Here is an 18,976-nt window from a genome sequence, read left to right on the forward strand (position 1 = left end):
CCTGAAGCTCGAAGAACCGAATTTCGGAAAAAAATAACAACCCTGCGGTTGTTATCTTTCGGTGCTTGCATTCTTATTTGTTCGTTTCTTTGACTTGCACTTTCTCGTAGCGGATTTGGTCCCCGTACAGCTCTTCTAATGCCACCCCAACCATCTTGTGTGCCTTCGGGGCGACGATCTCTTGAGGAGCGCCCTCTCTCAGCATGCGCGCCCGTTTGGACGCGGCAACAACGAGCGAATACTTGCTGTCTACTTTTTCCAAAAGCTTGTCGATCGACGGGTATAACAAGTCAATACACCTCTTCTAACCATTTTTGGATTGCGGGCATGAAGCGCTCCCGCTTGCAATGCTCGGCGGTCAAGATCGCCTGGATGCGGCCGCATGCCAGATCCACCTGATCATTCACAATCGCATAGTCATAATGCTTGACGAGCTCCATTTCATAGCGGGCCGCCTTCATCCGATCCGCAATCACGTCTTCGGATTCAGTCCCCCGTCCGATAATTCGGGATTCCAGCTCGTCAAACGAGGGGGGAAGCAGGAACAGAAAGACACCCTCCGGAAACTTTTGCTTCACAGTCAGCGCCCCTTGAACATCGATCTCGAGGATGATGTCCTTGCCTTCGTCAAGGGTCTTCACCACAAATTCTTTGGGTGTGCCGTAGTAATTCCCAACGTACTCCGCCCATTCGAGCAGCTCATCCTTCTCAATCATGGAGAGAAACTGTTCTTTGGATCGGTAGAAATAATTGACGCCCTCCCGCTCCCCTTCGCGTGGGGTACGGGTGGTCGCGGATACGGAATAGATGAGGTCCTCGGTACGTCCCCGCAAAGCGGAACAAACCGTCCCCTTGCCGACACCCGAAGGGCCGGAGAGCACGATCAGGATGCCCCGTTCTTTGGTTTGGGTAAGCGTGTTGTTATTCGTCATGGTCGTCGTCCTTATTCGAAAGTCGGTGTGCGACGGTCTCGGGCTGCACGGCGGAGAGGATGACATGGTCGCTGTCCGTGATGATTACGGCCCGCGTCCGTCTTCCATACGTCGCGTCAATCAGCATGTGACGATCGCGCGCTTCCTGAATGATCCGTTTGATCGGGGCTGATTCCGGACTGACAATGGAGATAATCCGGTTTGCCGATACGATGTTGCCGAATCCGATATTAATCAGTTTGATGGCCATTAGGTTCCTCCTGTGAAGGTGCCCCGGCGCGCGTGGCGGTTCGTGGGCGCGGGCCTTACCCGTCACTCGATATTTTGTACCTGTTCGCGGATTTTCTCAAGCTCCGCCTTCATCTCAACCACGATGGCCGACATGGCGGCATCCGACGCCTTCGAACCGATGGTGTTCACCTCACGGTTCATCTCCTGAATGAGGAAATCAAGCCGGCGTCCAGAGGGTTCTTCAGACGTGAGCAGCTCGGCAAACTGGCCGAAATGACTGGCAAGTCGAGTCAATTCCTCATCGACATTGCAGCGTTCGGCAAAGATCGCCGCTTCCGTTGCCATGCGCTGTTCATCAAGCGCAATCGCTTCTTTCAGCTCTCGCAGCCTCTGTGTCAGCCGATCCCGATAGCCGTTCACCACGTCGGGTGCTCGCTGCACCAACTCCCCGTGATGGTCACGAAGGGTCCCCAGCCGCTCGGCCAGATCGGCAAGCAGATTGCTGCCTTCCGCCTCTCGCATGGCGATCAGCCGCTGGGCAGCGTCCGCAAAGGCTTCTTGCACGAGCTGTTCCAACCCCTCCGAGCTCGCTTCATCGCTCTCTGATCTCTGCCAGAGATCAGGAAGCTCCAGCAATTCGCGGACCGTGAGGTCCGCTGCCAGCCCATATCGCCGGCTCAGCTCGTTTGCGGCTGCTAAATAGCGGTCAATCGCTGGCCAATTGAGCTCGACTTCGGAGGATATTCGTTCCTCTCGCTCAAGGAATACGGACGCATCCGTCCGCCCTCTCTTGACGTGCCGCTTGATCTCTTGCTTCAGCGATTCTTCCAAAAAAGAAAGCTCTCGAGGCAAGCGCAGCGAAATCTCGCTGTACCGGTGATTGACCGTGCGAATCTCTGCACGGACGGTGTAACCGCCCGCTGTGTGTTCGGCTTGGCCGAATCCTGTCATACTGCGAATCATAGCATCACTTCCGATACCCTATTTTAGATTATCGGTAAGATTCCCGCAACCTCTATCTTTTTGCCGCATATTTGCCGGATTATCGCGGATTTGCGCCTGTTCTTTCCGTCTATCGCAGGTTGACAAAAGCCAGGATCATCGAGAATGAAGCTTTGCCACTTCTGCTTGGATATATCGGGTGATCTCGGCTGTCATGCCGGAAAAGAGCATCGGAGTCATGAGATAGATTCCTTTGAAATAGCGAACCGCTGCCTCAGCCATCTCCTTGGCAATGGCGACTCCCTCCAGCCGGCCTTCCTCCCCGGACTTTCCTCTCATGCGGAGGCGGGTCTCTTCGGGAATGCGAATGCCCGGCACCTCGTGGTGGAGGAATTCCGCGTTGCGTTCGCTCATGAGCGGCATGATGCCGATAAAGATCGGCGCATCCAGATGCCGGGTAGCTTCATACAGCTTTTCTATTTTCGCCGGGTCGTATACCGGCTGGGTCATAAAAAAGTGAGCCCCCGCCTCGATCTTCTTCTCCACCCGCTGGACCGCCTTCTCCAAGTATTTCACATTGGGGTCTAGCGCTGCACCGATGATGAAGTTGGCTTTCTCTTTCAGAGGCTTTCCCGAATAAGCGACGCCTTCATTGAGCTGCCGCATCATGCGGATGAGGTCCAGCGAGTTCATGTCAAAGACCGAGCTGGCGTCGGGAAGATCGCCGACCCGCGCCGGGTCGCCCGTCACCGCCAGCACATGGCGGATGCCCATCGCATGCATGCCCATGAGATGAGACTGCGTGCCGATGGCATTCCGGTCGCGGCAGGCTACGTGGAGCAAGGGCCGCACACCGAGCCGCTCCTTCACCAGATGGCCGATGGACAGGTTGCTGATGCGCGTCATCGCAAGCGAGTTATCGGCCATGGTGAGCGCGTCCACTCCGGCTGCGCGCAGCTCCGCCGAAGCGGCCATGTACTTGTCGATGGACAAGTCGCGCGGCGAATCCAGCTCCACGATGACCGTGTGGCGCCGCTTGACCAGATCGACAAGCGAGGGTTCGAGCGGGGCGACCGGAGCCGCAGCGCGAGGCAGGACCACGCGGCGCGGCTTGCTCTCAGCGGATGGCGGGGCGGCAGGGGCGGCTCCCGCTTCCGCAGGAAACGGCCCGATGCCGAGCCCCTCGTCCTGGCAGCGGTGCAGCGCGTCCGCGATGGCCGACACGTGGGCCGGCGTCGTGCCGCAGCAGCCCCCGATCAAGCGGACGCCGCGCTCCAGGAAGCCGGGCACCTTCTCGGCGAAGTAATCCGGCTCCGCCCGGTAGGTCACGCGGCCCTCTTCAATGCCGGGAAGCCCGGCATTGGGGTATACGGTGAGCGGCGTGGAGTGCGGACCGGCAAGCTTGTCCAAGGCGCGGCCGATCCCATCGGGGCCGCTGTGGCAGTTAAAGCCGATCAGATCGGCCCCCGCTTCCAGCAGCTGACGGAAGGCTTCCGCATAGGTCACCCCGTCCTGGGTCGTGCCGCTGCCGTCGGTAGCGAATTGGCAGATGATCGTCACATCGCCGCGGCTGCGAACGATTTTCGTCGCGAGCAAGAGCTCGGCCAGCTCATAGAACGTCTCAAGAAGGATGCCGTCAACGCCCTCCGCGAGAAGAGCGTCGATCTGCTCCGTGAACACGCGGCTCGCGGTCTCTTCGCCGATGCGACGCCGCCTTCCCCCGCGAAGGGAGCCGACGGCCCCAACGACGTAGGCATCCGCTCCGACTGCCTCGCGGGCTAATCGGACACCCGCTCGATTAATGGCGTCCGTCTCGTCCTCCAATCCGAATTTCGCCAGCTTCTCACGGTTGGCTGAGAACGTGTTCGTCTCGATTACCCGCGCACCCGCTTCGTAATACTGCCGATGAATGTCCCGAATGACATCGGGGCGAATCAGATTGAATTCCTCAAAAGCAATGCCGACCGGGAACCCCATCTGATAGAGATAGGTGCCCATTGCTCCGTCGCCGACGAGAGCTCCTTCCAGCAAAGCGGTACGCAAGTCCGGTTTCATTCGATGCTCTCCTCTGCTCATTCTGTCGATCCCTTGTTGTTCTCTCGACTGCCCGTTGTTTGATCCATTCTACTCGGTAAATTGGCCTTGAAACACTTCTATGGAAGGGCCTGTCATATAAACATGCCCGTCTTCTTCCTTCCATTCGATCTGAAGATCGCCACCCGCGAGCGACACCGTCGCGACGCGCGGCGAGTGGCCGTTCAGCACGGCGGCAACCAGCGTGGCGCATGCTCCCGTTCCGCAAGCCAGGGTTGGCCCGGCACCGCGCTCCCAGACGCGCATGACCAGATGCTCCGGAGAGCGAACCGATACGAACTCTACATTCGTCTTGTTCGGGAACAGCGGGTGGCGCTCCAGCGCCGGTCCCCATTCCGCGAGGGAAATGTGCTTCGCCTCTTCCGTAAAAATCACACAGTGCGGGTTCCCCATCGAAACGGCCGTAAACCGGAACGTCTCTCCATTCACCGTCAATTCCTGATCGATCACCGATTCTCCCTCAAGCGTGGTGGGAATCTGGTCCGCCTGGAGGATCGGACGTCCCATGTCCACGCGAATCGCAACAGCACGGCCGTTTACTTCGCGAATGTCAACGGGTTGAACCCCCGCTCCGATGGTCTCAATCGTCAGGGAGGTGCGGGGAACAATTCCGCGGTCGAACAAATATTTCGCTGCACAGCGAATGGCGTTTCCGCACTGCTCCGGTTCCGAGCCGTCAGAATTGATGATGCGCATCCGGGCATCCGCTTTGTCGGAGGGCAGCAGATAGACGAGGCCGTCCGCGCCAATCCCAAAGTGGCGGTCGCACAATCGAATGGCTTGCTCGGCCGCATCTTGAGGAAGCTCCTGCTCGCCGTACAGAATGATAAAATCGTTGCCCAACCCGTGCATTTTGACAAAATCCATGATCGTCTTCCCTCCGTAGGCCATCTTCCGCTTGTATCCAAGTCGCGACCGGCTCGCCTCCGAACCGGTGCTTTCTGCATATTCTAACGGAAACCGGACAGAATGCAAGTCGTTTTGCACCCTGTCCGTTCATTTTATTGTCACATGGAAATCAGATCCGTTTGCTGCCCGACAAGCCGTAGGAAAGCGGCTTAGCCTTCGGTTTCGAAAAGACACTTCCAAAGCCCAGGAGGAACGTGGGAATGGCCGCAGCTACGGTCACGAGCAGCCAATCACTGAGCCCCAGGCTCACCGTCTTGAAGATGGGCTGCAAGGCCGGCAGGTAGAGCACGCCCAGCATGAGCCCGACCGAAGAGAGGACCGCCGCAACCAGGTATTTGTTTTGCAGCGGGTTGCGGTGGAAGATCGAGCGGGAGCTGCGGCAGTCAAATACATGAATCAGTTGGGCCATGACCAGCGTAGCGAACGCGACGGTCTGTGCGTGAAGCAGCTGAGCAGGATCCCCGGGAGCGGGCAACAGAGTCAGCCAGAAAGCAGCCAGCGTGCAGACCCCGATCAGCAAGCCCCGGCTGACGATCTTCCAGCCGAGCCGCCGCGCAAAGATATTCTCCCGAGAGTGGCGAGGCTTGTGCTGCATGAGGTCCTTCTCCGACTGATCCACCCCGAGCGCCATCGCGGGCAGGCCGTCCGTGACCAGGTTGACCCAGAGAATCTGGATGGGCAGGAGAGGAAGCGGCAAGCCGAGCATCATCGCGAGGAACATCGTGAGAATCTCACCCACGTTGGAGGCGAGCAGGTAGCGGATAAACTTGCGAATGTTCTCGTATATTCCGCGCCCTTCCTCAATGGCGGCAACGATGGTCGAGAAGTTATCGTCTCCCAGGACGAGCGCCGAGGCTTCCTTCGCGACATCGGTTCCGTTCATCCCCATGGAGATGCCGATATCGGCTGCCTTGATCGCGGGAGCGTCATTGACGCCGTCCCCGGTCATGGCGACGGTATGCCCCTTGCGCTGAAGCGACTTGACGATGCGAAGCTTATGCTCCGGAGAGACGCGGGCATACACATAGATGTCATTCACTTTGGCATCCAATTGGTCATCCGTGAGGGCTTCCAGTTGGATGCCATTCAGGGTAATGCCGCCGTTCGGGATCATGCCGAGCTGGCGAGCAATGGCCTCCGCCGTGGTTTGATGGTCCCCGGTGATCATGACCGTTCGGATCCCCGCCCGTTTGCACTGGACGATCGCATCCCTCACCTCTGCGCGCGGTGGGTCCATCATTCCAGCGAGGCCGATGAACACAAGCCCGCTTTCTGCCGCCTCCTCATCCTCGCACTTGTCCCCCGCCTTGACCTCGCGGTAAGCGAGAGCGAGCACGCGGAGCGCCGATTTCGCCATCCCCTCGTTGGCGGAAGCGATCTTCTGGCGCAGGGTTCCGGTCAGCGGGAGGATTTTGTTCTCCCAGAGCAGATAAGAGCACTGCTCCAGCAGGACGTCAGGCGCACCCTTTGCCAGGACAAGCCGGCCCCCTTGATGACCCACCAACACCGACATCCGCTTGCGGGTGGAGTCGAACGGGAATTCCTTCAGGCGCTGGTACAGTCCCTCTTGAGAGGAGGCCGTTACCCCCACCTTGGCCCCGAGCACAGCCAGAGCTCCCTCAGTGGGGTCCCCCTCCACCTTCCATTCCGTCTTGACGGGGTCCTTTCCTTTCCCTCTCGGCTCGACTTCGACTTCCCGAAGATGGGCGTTGTTGCAGAGTACGGCCACCTGCACGAAGCGTCGCAGCGTCTGGTCCTTGCGAATGTCGAGCGGGTGACCGTCCGCGAGAATCTCCCCGTAAGGAGTATATCCGTCGCCCGTAACCTCGAGAAGTTGGCCTCCGGTCCACAGGTGGGTGACCGTCATCTTGTTCTGCGTGAGAGTCCCCGTTTTATCCGAGCAGATGACCGAGGCGCAGCCGAGTGTTTCCACAGAGGGCAGCTTCCGCACGATGGCATTGCGCTTGATCATCCGTTGGACCCCCAGGGCAAGCGCGATGGTGACGATGGCCGGAAGCCCTTCCGGAATCGCCGCAACCGCAAGACTTACACCTGCAAGGAACATCGGGTACATTTCCTGCCCGTGCAGGATGCCCGCGAGCACGACGGCAACGGTTAAGCCGATGGAGAGCAATATTAGGATTTTGCCCAGCTGCTCCAACCGATGCTGAAGCGGAGTGTCCATCTCCTCCGTCCCCTGAATCAGGCTGGCGATCTTGCCCATCTCCGTCTGCATGCCCGTACGAATGACGAGTCCTTTCCCCGTTCCGCGGGTAATCATCGTGCCCATGAAGCCCAGGTTGCGCTGATCGCCAAGCGGAGGTTCTCCCGGCGGCAGCTCATCGGCATGCTTGGATACCGGAATCGATTCCCCGGTGAGGGCCGATTCCTCCGCATAGAGACCATTGGATTCCAGAAACCGAATGTCCGCCGGAATGCGATCTCCGCTTTCGAGGAGAACGAGGTCTCCGGGGACGAGGTCTTTTGCCGGGATGGACTGCACCGTCCCTCCCCGGACTACTCTCGCATGAGGAGCCGACAGCTCCTTCAAAGCTTTCAGCGAGCGCTCCGCCCGAAACTCCTGCAAAAAGCCGAGCACCCCGTTCAGCAGGATGATCGCGAGAATCGTAATGGCATCGAGGTATTCCCCCAAGAGGCCCGAGATGAGGGTGGCTCCCATGAGGACGAGAACCATGAAGTCTTTGAACTGGTTAAGGAAAAGGGTGATCGGAGAGATTCCCTCCCCCTCCGCCAGCACATTCCAGCCGAATACACCTCCCCTGCGGTCCGCCTCCTCCGGTACGAGGCCCGCTGCCGGATCGGTGCCCTGCTCCCGGAGGGCTTCCTCCGTCGTCAGGTGGTACCAATTTTTCTGCGTCACATGCATTCCCTCCCACGAGTTTGCTGCCTGTCCCGGTGGGTTCCCCCGGGTCTGTCCTCATTCTGCGAACGTTCGGAAGAAACGGGAACGAGCCGAAGATGGGACAGCTTCTCTATCACTTTATTCAGACAGGCCTTCGCTTAGCACCGCAGGTTTCTTCCCTTTACGAAGAGGACAGCCCCATAGAAACCTGCTGCTCTCTGCTCATCGACGCTCGGGGAAAATCACTGGCAACCGTTTGTGCACTTTAACATCGGTGCAAAGTTATGGCATGATAGGAAGAGCAACAAGGACGGCGCCTGCAGCGGGCTTGCTTACGAAGCCCGAGTGGTGGTCAATATAGAATGGAGTGTATGGAAAAATGGCACTGGACGGACTGGTCGTACGTGCGATCGTTCATGAATTGCAAAAGCTGGTCGGCGGAAGAATTAGTAAAATCCATCAGCCGACGCCTCACGATATCATCCTGCAGCTGAGAAGCGCTTCGGGCAACGCCCGGCTGCTGCTATCAGCCAATTTAACCTATCCCCGGGTCCACCTGACGGACAAGAGCATGCCGAATCCGACGGAGCCCCCCATGTTCTGCATGCTGCTTCGTAAGCACTGCGAGGGCGGCGTGATCGAAGCGATCGAGCAGACCGGTGCGGAGCGTGTTCTCTCCATTCGCATTCGCCAGCGCGACGAGCTGGGCGATATCAGCTCAAAGGTGCTGCTTGTCGAGATCATGGGCCGCCACAGCAACATCATCCTGCTTGATCCCAGGACAAACACGATCGTAGACGGCATCCATCATGTCACGCCTGCCCTGAGCAGCTACCGCGTGGTGATGCCCGGCTTCGCGTATACCCCGCCTCCGGAACAGGAGAAACGCACACCCTGGGAAACCACGCAAGAGGTCTTTCAGCAGGAGGCGGAAGCGCTGCTGGCCGGCACCGATGCGGCCACGATGGAGAAAGCCCTCGTCGCCCGCTTCAGCGGCGTCAGCCCTCTGGTGGCGCGAGAGATCGTCTACCGAGCCTCGCAGCTCGGTGCGAACGACCCACGGATAGGCAATGTTGCGGCTCTTGAGGGGGCTGCCGATTCTCACCAGGCCCGTTCTCCGATCCCCGAGCTCGGCCAGCTATGGCAGGCCTTCTCGCAGATTATGGAGGACATGCGGCAGCATCAATACCGGCCTGGAATCGTCCGAGCGGAAAAGAGCGGCAAGCTGGCCTTCTCGGTGATCCGGTTAACCCATATCGCGGGAGAAACGGAGGAATTCTCCTCGGTGAGCGCTTGCCTGGACCGTTTCTACAGCGAGAAGGCCGAGCGGGATACGGTCAAGCAGCGCACCTCGGACCTGCAGCGGCTGCTTGCCAACGAGAAAAGCAAGAACGAAAAGAAACTGGAGAAGCTTGCCGATACGCTGGAGGAGGCGAAGGATGCCGACCGCTTCCGGATTTTAGGCGAGCTTGTCACCGGTTCCCTGCATCTCATCAAGAAGGGCGACAAGCTGGTGGAGGCCATCAATTACTACGAGGAAGAGCAGCCAACCCTCCTCATCCCGCTCGATCCCCTGCTTTCGCCTTCGGAGAACGCCCAGCGCTTTTTCAAAAAATACAACAAGGCGAAGAACAGCATGCTTGCCGTTGAAGAGCAGCTTACCCTGACGCATGAAGAGATCGCCTACCTGGACAACCTGCTTGCCCAGCTTGCCGTCGCAAGTCTCCCGGATGTCGAGGAAATTCGCGAGGAGCTGGTGGAGCAAGGGTATCTTCGGAATCGCGGCAAACAAGCGAAGAAGAAGAAAAAAGACAGGCCCGCCCTCTCTTGCTACACCTCCAGCGAAGGTCTGCCAATCTATGTTGGCAAAAACAACCTGCAGAACGAGTATCTGACCAACCGCCTCGCCAAGCCTGGCGACACCTGGCTGCACACGAAGGACATACCTGGCTCGCACGTTGTGATTCGCAGCGATTCCTATGGCGAGGACACGCTCCTGGAAGCGGCTCAGCTCGCTGCTTACTTTAGCCAAGCCCGCGGCTCCAGCTCGGTTCCGGTGGACTACACCCTCATCCGGTATGTCCGCAAGCCGAACGGCGCGAAGCCCGGCTTCGTGATCTACGACAAACAAAAAACCCTCTATGCCACCACAGACGAAAGCCTGGTGAACAGCCTGAAGAGCGTTCAAGCTTAAAAAAGAAAAGGTGTGCCGAAAGCCATTCATGGCTTCAGGCACACCTTTTTTCAACTCTATGCGTTACATGGTTTCCAGCTTACAGCTTGGAAGCAAGGTCACGGATGTACTCGCGGACTGCGGGTCCGAGATCCGGGCGGGCCAGCGCCATTTCAATGGTCGCTTCGATATAGCCGAGCTTGTCTCCCACGTCGAAGCGGCGTCCTTCCTGCTTGTAGGTGGTCATCGGACGCTCGCGGTTCAACACGCGCAGCGCGTCTGTCAGCTGGATTTCGCCGCCGCGGCCCGGTTCTTGCCTTTCCAAAATATCAAAGATTTGCGGTTCGATGATATACCGTCCAATCACCGCCAGGTTCGAGGGAGCCGTTCCGAGCTCGGGCTTTTCCACGAGGTCTTCGATGTAGCCGTCACTTCCGAGCGAGACGATCCCGTACTTGTCCACATCCGACCACGGAACCTCTTGCACCCCGATTACGGACGCTTCCTTTTGCTCGTAGATCTCGATCATGCGCTTCAGGCAGGGGGGATCCGATTGGATGATATCATCGCCGAGCAGGAGCGCAAAAGGCTCGTCGCCGATAAACTTGCGTGCCGTATAGACCGCGTGTCCGAGGCCAAGCGGTTCCTTCTGACGGACATAGTAGACATCCACCAGGTTGGAGACCTCTTGAACCACACGGAGCAACTCATACGAAGGCTTGGCTTCCAGCACCCGCTCCAGTTCAATGGACTTGTCAAAATGATCCTCAATGGCCCGCTTGTTGCGGCCGGTGACGATAATGACGTCCTCGATGCCCGAAGCTACCGCCTCCTCCACGATGTATTGGATAGCGGGCTTGTCCACGATGGGCAGCATTTCCTTCGGCTGCGCCTTGGTTGCCGGCAGGAACCGGGTTCCCAGACCGGCAGCCGGGATAATGGCTTTGCGAATTTTCATGATCGACTTCCTCTCCCTCTCTCCTGTAATGGCTCCAGAACTTCGATGCCGATCCGACGGTGGCCGATCGGTCCGTGAAACGTCTCTCCCAGGCGCTCTCCATGGAAGTCGGAACCTGCTGTGATCAGGAGATGTGCGTCCTCCGCCTTTCGGCGGTACAAAGCCTCTTCTTCGGGGCTGTGGTCCGAATGCATGGCCTCGATACCATCCAAGCCCGCTTGAATCAGCTCGTCCACGAGCGCTTCATCCCCGTACAAGCCTGGATGGGCCAGCACGGCGCTTCCGCCTGCTTCGTGGATCCACTCGATGGCGGTGGAAGGGTGAATCCTCGGCGGGTTGACGTAAGCTTGTCCCCCTTTGCCAAGGTACCGATCAAACGCATCCTTGAGGGACTCCGCGTGACCATGCTCGATCAGCCAATCGGCAAAGTGCGGGCGTCCGATGTTTTCTTCCGGCTTGCCGCCGCGCCGCGCCTTGATCTCCGCCACTTCCCCTAGGGTAATGGGAAGGCCCAGCTCGTTGAAACGGGCAATCATCATCTCATTGCGCCGCTCTCGAACGGAGCGAAGCTCTTCCAGCCGCTTCCGGAACCGGTCATCCTTGTAATCCATATAATAGCCTAGCACATGAATGTCTTGCCCGCCCGCCACGGTGCTGATTTCGACACCGGGCACGACCTGAATGCCGAGCCGTTCCCCCTCAGCCAAGGCCGCCTCCAATCCAGCCACCGTGTCGTGGTCGGTGATGGCGATCGCGGAAAGCCCCGCCTGGGCCGCCATGCGCACGTTCTCTTCTGGAGCGTGAAGGCCGTCGGATGCCGTGGTATGCGTATGTAAATCTGCGAATCCGGAACCCGTCACAGCCATTCCTCCTTATGAGTTAAATGGGTTTCTTTCGGTCAACCAATGGGACAGTTCGTTCTCGCGAATAAATGTCAGGAAGGTGTTCGCCGGCAGGGGAAGCAGCGCAGCACGGTGGTAGACGGACGAGAAATGACGAAGGAACCGAATTCCTTCCAGCTCCCGCACCTGCAGCACCCCGAGCGCCACTTCATGCCGGACGGTGGAAACCGACAAGAGCGAAAGCCCGAGGCCTGCCTCGACCGCTGATTTGATCGCGCCGGTACTGCCCAAATTCATGGCGATTCGAAGCATGGCCGGATCATGGCCACCCTTCTCAAGCGCTTCCTCCGCCATGCGCCGCGTTCCCGAACCGCTCTCCCTCATGATGAACGGGTAGCGGGCGATATCCTCTACCGTGATACGGTCCTGCTCCAGCAGCTCATGTCCAGCGGGAAGCACGAGCTTCAACTCGTCCTGAAGCAACGGTTCCACCACAAGGTCGGGATGCTCCACCTCCGCTTCCACGAGCCCTAAGGTAAGGCTGTGCGACAGAATTTCATCCATGATCTGCGCGGTGTTGATTACCCTCATGTTGACGGTGATGTGGGGGAATTGTTCGTAAAACGGGCCGATCAGCCGGGGAAGGATATACTCCCCGATGGTCAGGCTTGTCCCGAGCTCCAGGCGCCCGCGAAGCTCACGGGTGAACCGGGACATCTCTCGATCCGTCCTGCCCATCAGCGCCACCATCTGCCGCGCATAGGGCAGCAAGGCGAGACCCGCCTCCGTGAGTTCAACGGATTTCGGCAGCCGGCGAAACATCCTGGCGCCAAAATGCTCCTCGAGTGATTGAATCTGCATGGTGACACCCGGTTGGGTCATATGTAGAGCTTGCGCCGCCGCCGAAAACGTTCCTTTCTCGGCCACGGTATAAAAGATGTGAAGCATATGAAAGCTGAGCGCCACTCTTGATCACCTGCTCCCTGATTATACCATGCGGGCTTTCCTGCGAACAACAAACGCGCCCCTCTGGAGCGCGCTCTATGGATGAAATGCTATGGAAAAACACGTCCTCTACCGGCGTTTGCGGCTGTTGCGGATGAGCGTCATTCGGCGGGAATGGCGAAGCCAGGAATAATACGACTTCAAGTCCCGAAGTTCGATCATTTCCGACATCCGGCCAAGAAAGGTCACGATGATCATTTTATGCAGCGGATTGCCGGCAATGTCAGTTTCGTTCTCAAGAACGCCAAATTCCACGACCATAACCAGGTCGTCATCCACGAGGAAGACTTCTTCTTCTTTTTTGTAGTAGGGCTTGATTTGGGAAGCCTTCAAACGCTCCCATAAGAACGAACAAATATCCGAGAATCCGGTTTTGTTCTGTTCCACGCGGTCTGTCCAACGCATCCGGGCGTGATGAGTGATCACGATGTCCGCGATCTTCTTATCTCCCAGCTCGACGTAGAACGGCTCGTATGTGTTGTAGCGGCTCATGCCTGAGTCTCTCATGCGTTCCTCCCGATTGATAGGCAGGACTTATCGACTGCGCTTTCCATCTATTCTACTTCAAATGCTCTGTTTTTTCCAATTCCCAATTTTACAACGAATAGAAGCGCGTTTTGTCCGGCATATTCTTGTCATATTCCGTCTTGATCTCTTTGCGCATCGATTTCTCGATTTTCTTGACGTAAGGAAGGCGTTGAATGAGACGTGTGGCTTCCTCCAGCTTCTCGGTGTGCACATACATGGCTACATAATTCATTCTTTTTGAGATATAATGGACCGTGCCGTATTTTTCGAGATTTTTTGCGGGCCTGATGTCGTTTACCCAGACGATTAATCCGCTGCGATCGGTAAACATGATAATCCCCCTCGTGCTCAAGTGTTGATGGATGGTTGATGTGATGATTTAGAAACAAGTTTGAATGAAAATGAAACGACCTGCCTTGTGGCTTCTCGTAATCTGGAGGAATGACAATGTCGAAAAAGTCGGTTATTACCATATATCGGGGCGAGATGGCCGAAAGTGAACACCAAGTTCATCTCGCAGCCGTTCAAGTGGATGGTTCCTTGGTGGCATCCAGCGGAGACGCCGATCGCTGGATCTTTGCCCGCTCCTCCGCCAAGCCGTTACAAGCCATCCCTCTCGTAGAATCGGGAGCGATGGAGCGCTACGGATTGACCGACGCTGAGCTTGCCCTCGTCTGTGCCTCCCATAACGGGGAAGAAAAGCACGTCGCCCTGGCAGCCGGAATGCTCGCCAAGCTGGGACTCGAGGAGAGCGCCCTCTCCTGCGGGGCGCACGACCCGTTCCATAAGCCGACTGCCGATGCCTTGAAGGCTGCAGGGAATGCTCCCTCTGCCCTGCACAACAATTGCTCCGGCAAGCACGCGGGCATGCTCGCCCTTGCTAAAGCGATCGATGCGCCGACGGCAGGTTACCTGTCCGTGGAGCATCCCGTCCAAAAGCGAATGCTCGCGGCCATCAGCTCCATGAGCGGAGTCCGGGAAACCGAGATTCGGCTTGGAACTGATGGATGCGGCGTACCGGTCTTCGGCATGCCGCTCCCTTCCCTCGCTTACGCATTCGCCCGACTCGGAACCCCGGATGATCTGGCGGCCTCGCGGCAAGCAGCTTGTCAGCGTGTCGTAGGTGCCATTCAGTCGCATCCCGACTTCCTGGCCGGCGACGACCGCTTCGACACACAGCTCGTACGCGCAACCCGCGGCAAGCTGGTCGGCAAGCTGGGAGCGGACGGCGTCTTCGCCGTTACGAAGCCGGGAAGCGGACTCGGGCTTGCCGTCAAGGTCGGAGATGGAGCCGTTCGAGCCCTCTACCCCGCCGTCACGGAGGCGCTCGTTCAACTCGGCTGGCTCACAGAGGAGGAAGCCGAGCTTCTCGCGTCCTTCCACCGTCCCATTCTGTACAACTGGCAGGGGACGGCTGTCGGCCGTATTGTTCCGGAGTTTGATCTTTCCCGGTAGTCTCATAAACAACGTATAAACAATCGTATGCAGGTTGAACGGGGGGATTCGGCTCAGCCGCAATTGCCGCTGCAGGAACCTCCCGAGGAGCAACCGCCGCTTGAGCAGCCGCCGCCTGCATCCTCTCCGTTCTTCGGAACCTTCACGCTCTCGGAGACCGAGCGGGCTACCAGCTCCGCCACCGCGTACAAGAGCTCGTCCAGCTCACTTTCCGCCCGCCGGAAGCTGCGGATGCTTTCTACGGCATCCAGCTCCTCGCGGGCTTTTTCCGCTTCCGTCAAAGCCTCATGGTAGTTCGGGTGAAAGTGGCCGAAACGGGTGCATTCCTCAAACAGGTCTTTTTTGCGCTGGAAGGCTTGAATGGCTTGATGAGCGCGGTCATCCCGGCCCATCTGCTCCTTCCAATATAGATAATCCGCCATTTCAGCGGAAGAATTAATCATGTCGCCCAGTTCATATGCACGAACAAGCAGATCGGATCGATCCAGTTCTGCCACCGCTTCCATAATGATCAGTATCCTCTCCTTCGAATAAGACTTCTATCTATCATACCATGAAAAACACTCGTTCGGTAAGAGGACCTGCAGGCGAGCCTCCGGGCTAAGCCGCATGCTGAACTCTTCCCCTTCGCACCATCCTTTAAGCAGGCTCTGATCCCCTTCCCGGCTCACTAGATCCGGGATCATGACAACTTCTTGCTCTTCAGGCAAATCCAGGCGGATACGGGCTTTCCACTCGATTGCGCAAGCGATCAGCTTCTCGACTGTCGAAGGGTGGTACGCTCGGCTTTCCTTTAACCAAGATAGAGGGACTTGACGCCAACCGGAAAATAATTCATCCGGCCCAGGCACAGCAGCCCTCTCCATAGACGAATGAGCGGGTTCCTCAAACACCAGCTCTTCCCGTTGGTCTTCGCTCGACTCCTCGCCTCTCCATGGCGTGTGAACCCTCGGATAGGCTCCTATGGCGCCTCTCATCCGTTGGCCCGCGCTCGCACTTCCCTTAGCCGACCCCGGTTCGTGGGAAGAATGGGATCGGCGGCTTTCTTCCCTGTCCCATTCAGCCAGTTCCTGCCGAACGGATTCGGGCAATCCGCACAGGCTGTACTCTGCCAGCAGCGTGAAGGCATGCTCCGTGCTTCCGCCCAACCGGACGGAATGCCTCCATTGCTTCTCCGTCAGCTTCCAGGTTCCGCCTAGCTCGCGTTCATCCGGCTCTGCATAACGCCCAAGCTCCCACAGTGTGGAATAAGAGGATACTCCGATCGGGATCACCTCCAGATCGGGCTGAACATACCACTCCTGTCTAGCTAAAGGGGATTCGAATCGAAGAGGATGTCCCGTTTCCGTTCGCAGGTTGGGAAGTCTCAGCTTGAACCGGCCGCCGAGCGAAGCAGCCCAGCCGAGCAGGCACAGAGGCTTGAGTATTCGTTCAACTACTTGATGAGCGGCATCCGATGGAGTATCAGAGGCAGGCAAGCCGAGCTCTTGAAGCTCCTGTCCGTTCACCTCGGCCTCGGGAAGCGCATCATACAGCCATACGGCGTGACGAAGGAGGGCCTTCTCTTCCATCCCCCTAACACGCCATAGCCGGTACAACCTTTCGTTCATCTCCGGCTCGGATAAGCAAAGCCAGGCGGATAGCCGATTTGGCTCCAGGCAATAGCCGCGCTTGGCAGGTTCAAGGATGCCCAACTGACGGGCCGCCTCGATGAGAAAGCGAAGGCCTCGATCAAGGGTGTCCCTTTCATAGGCAAGCGGCTCAGCAGCAGCCATTCCAATTCCAAATACAGCCTTACGGAAACGGCTGGCGGTTTTCGGTCGCAATCCGGACTCCAGGTCGTTCCCCAGCCCATTTAACGCTACCTCTCGGAGCAATCGAAAAAAAACATCGGCAGCAGATCCCTGAGGAGAAGAAGGGGTTCGTCCCCCCTCGCACCATCCCCATTCGTCCTCTACGTCGGGGTCTGTGGGATCGGGTTGTTCCTTCCGCTGGGAAGCTGCAGCAGCCCGCAGGTGCCGATGATAGGCTTGAACCTCGCGGGGCATGAGGTGGTAATGTCCCCGTCCGTCTCCTTGCCGAGAGAAGCTCAGCGAACCGGAGAGGCGAAGAAGCGACACGCCAAGAACCAATTCCGCACCGGAGAAGCCAGCGGCTTGCCCCTGCTGCTCAAGCTCTCTCCAAGAGAAGGAGCAATCCGCAAACCATCCGGCTATCCATAAGAGAAGAGTCTTCTCGAGACCATAAGGTGGCGCGGATTCTTCATGGCCCTTGAACGTTTGCCGGAATCCGATGCTCATTGCCGCTCTCCTCCTCCGTTTCCTCCGAAGCATTTCCTACCCTTTGCCGATACGGATATTGCCGATAGTGATACCCTTGTCCAGCGAGAAACAGCCTTCTCTTGCGGGCATAGCCCACTTCCACTGTATCGTCGCTGACGAGGGTGTAAAACCAGGCCTGACCGCCGTTTTTCTTAGGCCTCAGCACTCGGCCGATGCGCTGCGTCTCCTCCTGCCGGGACCCATAGCTGCCAGAGAGCTCGATGGCCACTTGCGCCTCCGGCAGATCGATGGCGAAGTTCGCCACCCGGGAGACGACGAGCCGATTGCGCCTTCCGTCTCGAAACTCCTGATAGAGCCGCTCCCGCTCCTCATGAGGCGTTTTCCCTGTGATTAAAGCGCTATATGTCAATCTAGCCGCTTGTTCGAGTTGAGCCAGATAGTGGCCGATGATCAAGGTCGGCAACCCTTCGTGCTTGTGAAGCAGTTCCTTACATACCTGCAGCTTAACCTCATTCTCCGCCGCGATGCGAAATTGCGCTCGGACCTGCGCCGCTTCGTACGCCTTGCGAGCGGAGTCGCCGAGCGGAATGCGGATCTCCCACGCCTCCAAGCGGGCCAAATGCCCCTCCGCTTCCAGCTCTCGCCAAGGCAGCTCATAGCGCTTGGGGCCGATCAAGGAAAAGACATCCTCCTCGCAGCCATCCTCCCGAAGCAAGGTCGCCGTCAACCCGAGGCGCCGCGTAGCCTGGATCTCCGCCGTAACCCGAAATACAGGAGCAGGCAGCAGGTGAACCTCGTCGTAGACGATGAGGCCCCAATCCCGCTCCCTGAAGAGCTCCATGTGCCAAAACGGGGCATTCCGGCTCACCCGATGGGTTAAAATTTGGTAGGTCGCAATAGTGATCGGTCGAACTTCCTTGATCTCCCCGCTGTACTCGCCGATTTCCTCCTCGGATAGGAAGGTGCGCGCCAACAGTTCTCTTTTCCATTGGCGAACGGAGGCCACATTCGGAGCGAGGATGAGCGTCGCACAGCCGAGTCGAGCCATCGCCGCGATGCCGACCAGCGTCTTTCCTGCTCCGCAGGGGAGAACGATGACGCCGCTGCCCCCATGGCGGGTGCCTTCGAGGGCAAAAGCCTCCACCGCCTCCTGCTGGTAGTCGCGTAAAAGCGCGCCTCCCTCGGCGTCGGTCCTCCATCGAATTTCGACCGTCTCGCCTTCGTGGAAGCCTGCTTCATCCACAACCGGATAACCCAACCGGGCCAACTCGCGCTTGATCGCTCCGCGCTTTTCCAGAGCAACGGGCACTGCTCCCTCCACCGAACGAGCGCCAACCAGGAAGGACAGCTCCGGCCTCCCCAACAGCTTTGTCACCAAGCGGTCATCCTCCGAAACCAGGACGAGCACTCCATCCTTCTCAATGAGCCGCAGGAGTCCGTACCGTCCCATTTCACGGGTAACCAGGCTCCGAACAGCCGGCGGAACACCGGTGCGAGAATGGCGCTCCAGGGCATCCAGCACCTCCTCCGAAGTCCGTCCTTGGGCGGCCGCCCCCCAGAGAGAGCAGGCTGTCAGCCGGTACAGATGAACGGTTCCCGGGTTCTTCACCAAATCGGCGATAACCGCAAGCCATTTCCTTATCCCGCCTGCTTGCGGATGCCCGGTGTCCAGCAGGATGCTCCCGTCGTTCTTGATGATCAGCGGCCCATCCATGGCGACTCGCCTCCTTTTTACCAAATGAACAGGGGTTTTCCTTTATTA

At 58.2% G+C, this 18,976-nt stretch carries 17 protein-coding genes; 2 read left to right on the forward strand and 15 right to left on the reverse strand.

Features of this window, described 5'->3' with window-relative positions; all coding sequences use genetic code 11:
* Nucleotides 1–73: 73 nt before the first annotated feature.
* From rpoZ to AAFN83_RS19155, 7 genes are all read right to left on the reverse strand, one after another.
* The gene (rpoZ, locus tag AAFN83_RS19125; protein ID WP_347772332.1) at nt 74–289 is read right to left on the reverse strand and encodes a DNA-directed RNA polymerase subunit omega; all 216 of its coding nucleotides are present in this window, start codon (nt 287–289) and stop codon (nt 74–76) included.
* Nucleotide 290: 1 nt separating this feature from the next.
* The gene (gene gmk / locus AAFN83_RS19130; RefSeq protein ID WP_347772334.1) at nt 291–932 is read right to left on the reverse strand and encodes a guanylate kinase; all 642 of its coding nucleotides are present in this window, start codon (nt 930–932) and stop codon (nt 291–293) included.
* The gene (gene remA / locus AAFN83_RS19135; RefSeq protein WP_009672664.1) at nt 922–1,182 is read right to left on the reverse strand and encodes an extracellular matrix/biofilm regulator RemA; all 261 of its coding nucleotides are present in this window, start codon (nt 1,180–1,182) and stop codon (nt 922–924) included. Before remA ends, gmk begins: the two co-directional genes overlap by 11 nt.
* Nucleotides 1,183–1,244: 62 nt before the next feature.
* Complete coding sequence (locus AAFN83_RS19140) at nt 1,245–2,126, reverse strand: YicC/YloC family endoribonuclease (protein WP_347772338.1); 882 nt, start codon at nt 2,124–2,126, stop codon at nt 1,245–1,247.
* Between the two features lie 135 nt (nt 2,127–2,261).
* On the reverse strand, nt 2,262–4,160 hold the full coding sequence (locus AAFN83_RS19145) for a bifunctional homocysteine S-methyltransferase/methylenetetrahydrofolate reductase (RefSeq protein WP_347772339.1): 1,899 nt from the start codon (nt 4,158–4,160) through the stop codon (nt 2,262–2,264).
* 69 nt (nt 4,161–4,229) lie between these two features.
* On the reverse strand, nt 4,230–5,066 hold the full coding sequence (gene dapF, locus AAFN83_RS19150) for a diaminopimelate epimerase (RefSeq protein ID WP_347772341.1): 837 nt from the start codon (nt 5,064–5,066) through the stop codon (nt 4,230–4,232).
* Nucleotides 5,067–5,217: 151 nt separating this feature from the next.
* On the reverse strand, nt 5,218–7,989 hold the full coding sequence (locus AAFN83_RS19155; protein WP_347772343.1) for a calcium-translocating P-type ATPase, SERCA-type: 2,772 nt from the start codon (nt 7,987–7,989) through the stop codon (nt 5,218–5,220).
* Between the two features lie 361 nt (nt 7,990–8,350).
* Between AAFN83_RS19155 and AAFN83_RS19160 the strand changes: the two genes are divergently transcribed.
* Nucleotides 8,351–10,165 carry an Rqc2 family fibronectin-binding protein gene (locus AAFN83_RS19160; protein WP_347772345.1) on the forward strand — a complete coding sequence of 605 codons (1,815 nt, stop codon included), beginning with the start codon at nt 8,351–8,353 and terminating at the stop codon, nt 10,163–10,165.
* A 79-nt stretch (nt 10,166–10,244) separates the two neighbouring features.
* Here AAFN83_RS19160 and galU read toward each other — a convergent pair whose 3' ends face one another.
* From galU to AAFN83_RS19185, 5 genes are all read right to left on the reverse strand, one after another.
* Complete coding sequence (galU, locus tag AAFN83_RS19165) at nt 10,245–11,102, reverse strand: UTP--glucose-1-phosphate uridylyltransferase GalU (RefSeq protein ID WP_347772347.1); 858 nt, start codon at nt 11,100–11,102, stop codon at nt 10,245–10,247.
* On the reverse strand, nt 11,099–11,962 hold the full coding sequence (locus tag AAFN83_RS19170) for a PHP domain-containing protein (RefSeq protein ID WP_481810526.1): 864 nt from the start codon (nt 11,960–11,962) through the stop codon (nt 11,099–11,101). The genes galU and AAFN83_RS19170 overlap by 4 nt, the downstream gene beginning before the upstream one ends.
* Nucleotides 11,963–11,974: 12 nt before the next feature.
* A complete protein-coding gene (locus tag AAFN83_RS19175) occupies nt 11,975–12,910 on the reverse strand; it encodes a LysR substrate-binding domain-containing protein (protein WP_347772351.1) in 936 nt (311 codons plus the stop codon).
* A 108-nt stretch (nt 12,911–13,018) separates the two neighbouring features.
* Complete coding sequence (locus tag AAFN83_RS19180) at nt 13,019–13,456, reverse strand: hypothetical protein (RefSeq protein ID WP_347772353.1); 438 nt, start codon at nt 13,454–13,456, stop codon at nt 13,019–13,021.
* 88 nt (nt 13,457–13,544) lie between these two features.
* Entirely contained in the window at nt 13,545–13,808 is a 264-nt protein-coding gene (locus AAFN83_RS19185; protein WP_347772355.1) for a YlbG family protein, read from the reverse strand.
* Between the two features lie 116 nt (nt 13,809–13,924).
* On the opposite strand from AAFN83_RS19185, the gene AAFN83_RS19190 reads away from it, so the two are divergent.
* On the forward strand, nt 13,925–14,932 hold the full coding sequence (locus AAFN83_RS19190; RefSeq protein WP_347772357.1) for an asparaginase: 1,008 nt from the start codon (nt 13,925–13,927) through the stop codon (nt 14,930–14,932).
* 53 nt (nt 14,933–14,985) lie between these two features.
* On the opposite strand, the gene AAFN83_RS19195 is transcribed toward AAFN83_RS19190, so the two are convergent.
* Genes AAFN83_RS19195 through AAFN83_RS19205 form a run of 3 tightly spaced genes read right to left on the reverse strand, consistent with a single transcriptional unit; the run spans nt 14,986 to nt 18,928 of the window.
* Nucleotides 14,986–15,438: a YlbF/YmcA family competence regulator gene (locus tag AAFN83_RS19195; protein WP_347772359.1), complete on the reverse strand. Its 453-nt coding sequence runs from the start codon at nt 15,436–15,438 to the stop codon at nt 14,986–14,988.
* Between the two features lie 33 nt (nt 15,439–15,471).
* Nucleotides 15,472–17,232, reverse strand: a complete 1,761-nt coding sequence (locus tag AAFN83_RS19200; protein WP_347772361.1) for a hypothetical protein — start codon at nt 17,230–17,232, stop codon at nt 15,472–15,474.
* Nucleotides 17,195–18,928: a DNA repair helicase XPB gene (locus AAFN83_RS19205; RefSeq protein ID WP_347772363.1), complete on the reverse strand. Its 1,734-nt coding sequence runs from the start codon at nt 18,926–18,928 to the stop codon at nt 17,195–17,197. Before AAFN83_RS19205 ends, AAFN83_RS19200 begins: the two co-directional genes overlap by 38 nt.
* Between the last annotated feature and the right edge of the window lie 48 nt (nt 18,929–18,976).

Source organism: Gorillibacterium sp. CAU 1737 (assembly GCF_039888655.1).
Classification (GTDB): Bacteria; Bacillota; Bacilli; order Paenibacillales; family NBRC-103111; genus Gorillibacterium.

Excerpts from the sequence above, each read along its gene's own strand:
- AAFN83_RS19185 (WP_347772355.1), bottom strand. The coding sequence starts at position 13,808 with ATGTTTACCGATCGCAGCGGATTAATCGTCTGGGTAAACGACATCAGG.
- AAFN83_RS19160 (WP_347772345.1), top strand. The coding sequence starts at position 8,351 with ATGGCACTGGACGGACTGGTCGTACGTGCGATCGTTCATGAATTGCAA.
- AAFN83_RS19195 (WP_347772359.1), bottom strand. The coding sequence starts at position 15,438 with ATGGAAGCGGTGGCAGAACTGGATCGATCCGATCTGCTTGTTCGTGCA.
- galU (WP_347772347.1), bottom strand. The coding sequence starts at position 11,102 with ATGAAAATTCGCAAAGCCATTATCCCGGCTGCCGGTCTGGGAACCCGG.
- AAFN83_RS19145 (WP_347772339.1), bottom strand. The coding sequence starts at position 4,160 with ATGAAACCGGACTTGCGTACCGCTTTGCTGGAAGGAGCTCTCGTCGGC.
- gmk (WP_347772334.1), bottom strand. The coding sequence starts at position 932 with ATGACGAATAACAACACGCTTACCCAAACCAAAGAACGGGGCATCCTG.
- AAFN83_RS19205 (WP_347772363.1), bottom strand. The coding sequence starts at position 18,928 with ATGGATGGGCCGCTGATCATCAAGAACGACGGGAGCATCCTGCTGGAC.
- AAFN83_RS19140 (WP_347772338.1), bottom strand. The coding sequence starts at position 2,126 with ATGATTCGCAGTATGACAGGATTCGGCCAAGCCGAACACACAGCGGGC.
- AAFN83_RS19180 (WP_347772353.1), bottom strand. The coding sequence starts at position 13,456 with ATGAGAGACTCAGGCATGAGCCGCTACAACACATACGAGCCGTTCTAC.
- remA (WP_009672664.1), bottom strand. The coding sequence starts at position 1,182 with ATGGCCATCAAACTGATTAATATCGGATTCGGCAACATCGTATCGGCA.
- dapF (WP_347772341.1), bottom strand. The coding sequence starts at position 5,066 with ATGGATTTTGTCAAAATGCACGGGTTGGGCAACGATTTTATCATTCTG.
- AAFN83_RS19190 (WP_347772357.1), top strand. The coding sequence starts at position 13,925 with ATGTCGAAAAAGTCGGTTATTACCATATATCGGGGCGAGATGGCCGAA.
- AAFN83_RS19200 (WP_347772361.1), bottom strand. The coding sequence starts at position 17,232 with ATGAGCATCGGATTCCGGCAAACGTTCAAGGGCCATGAAGAATCCGCG.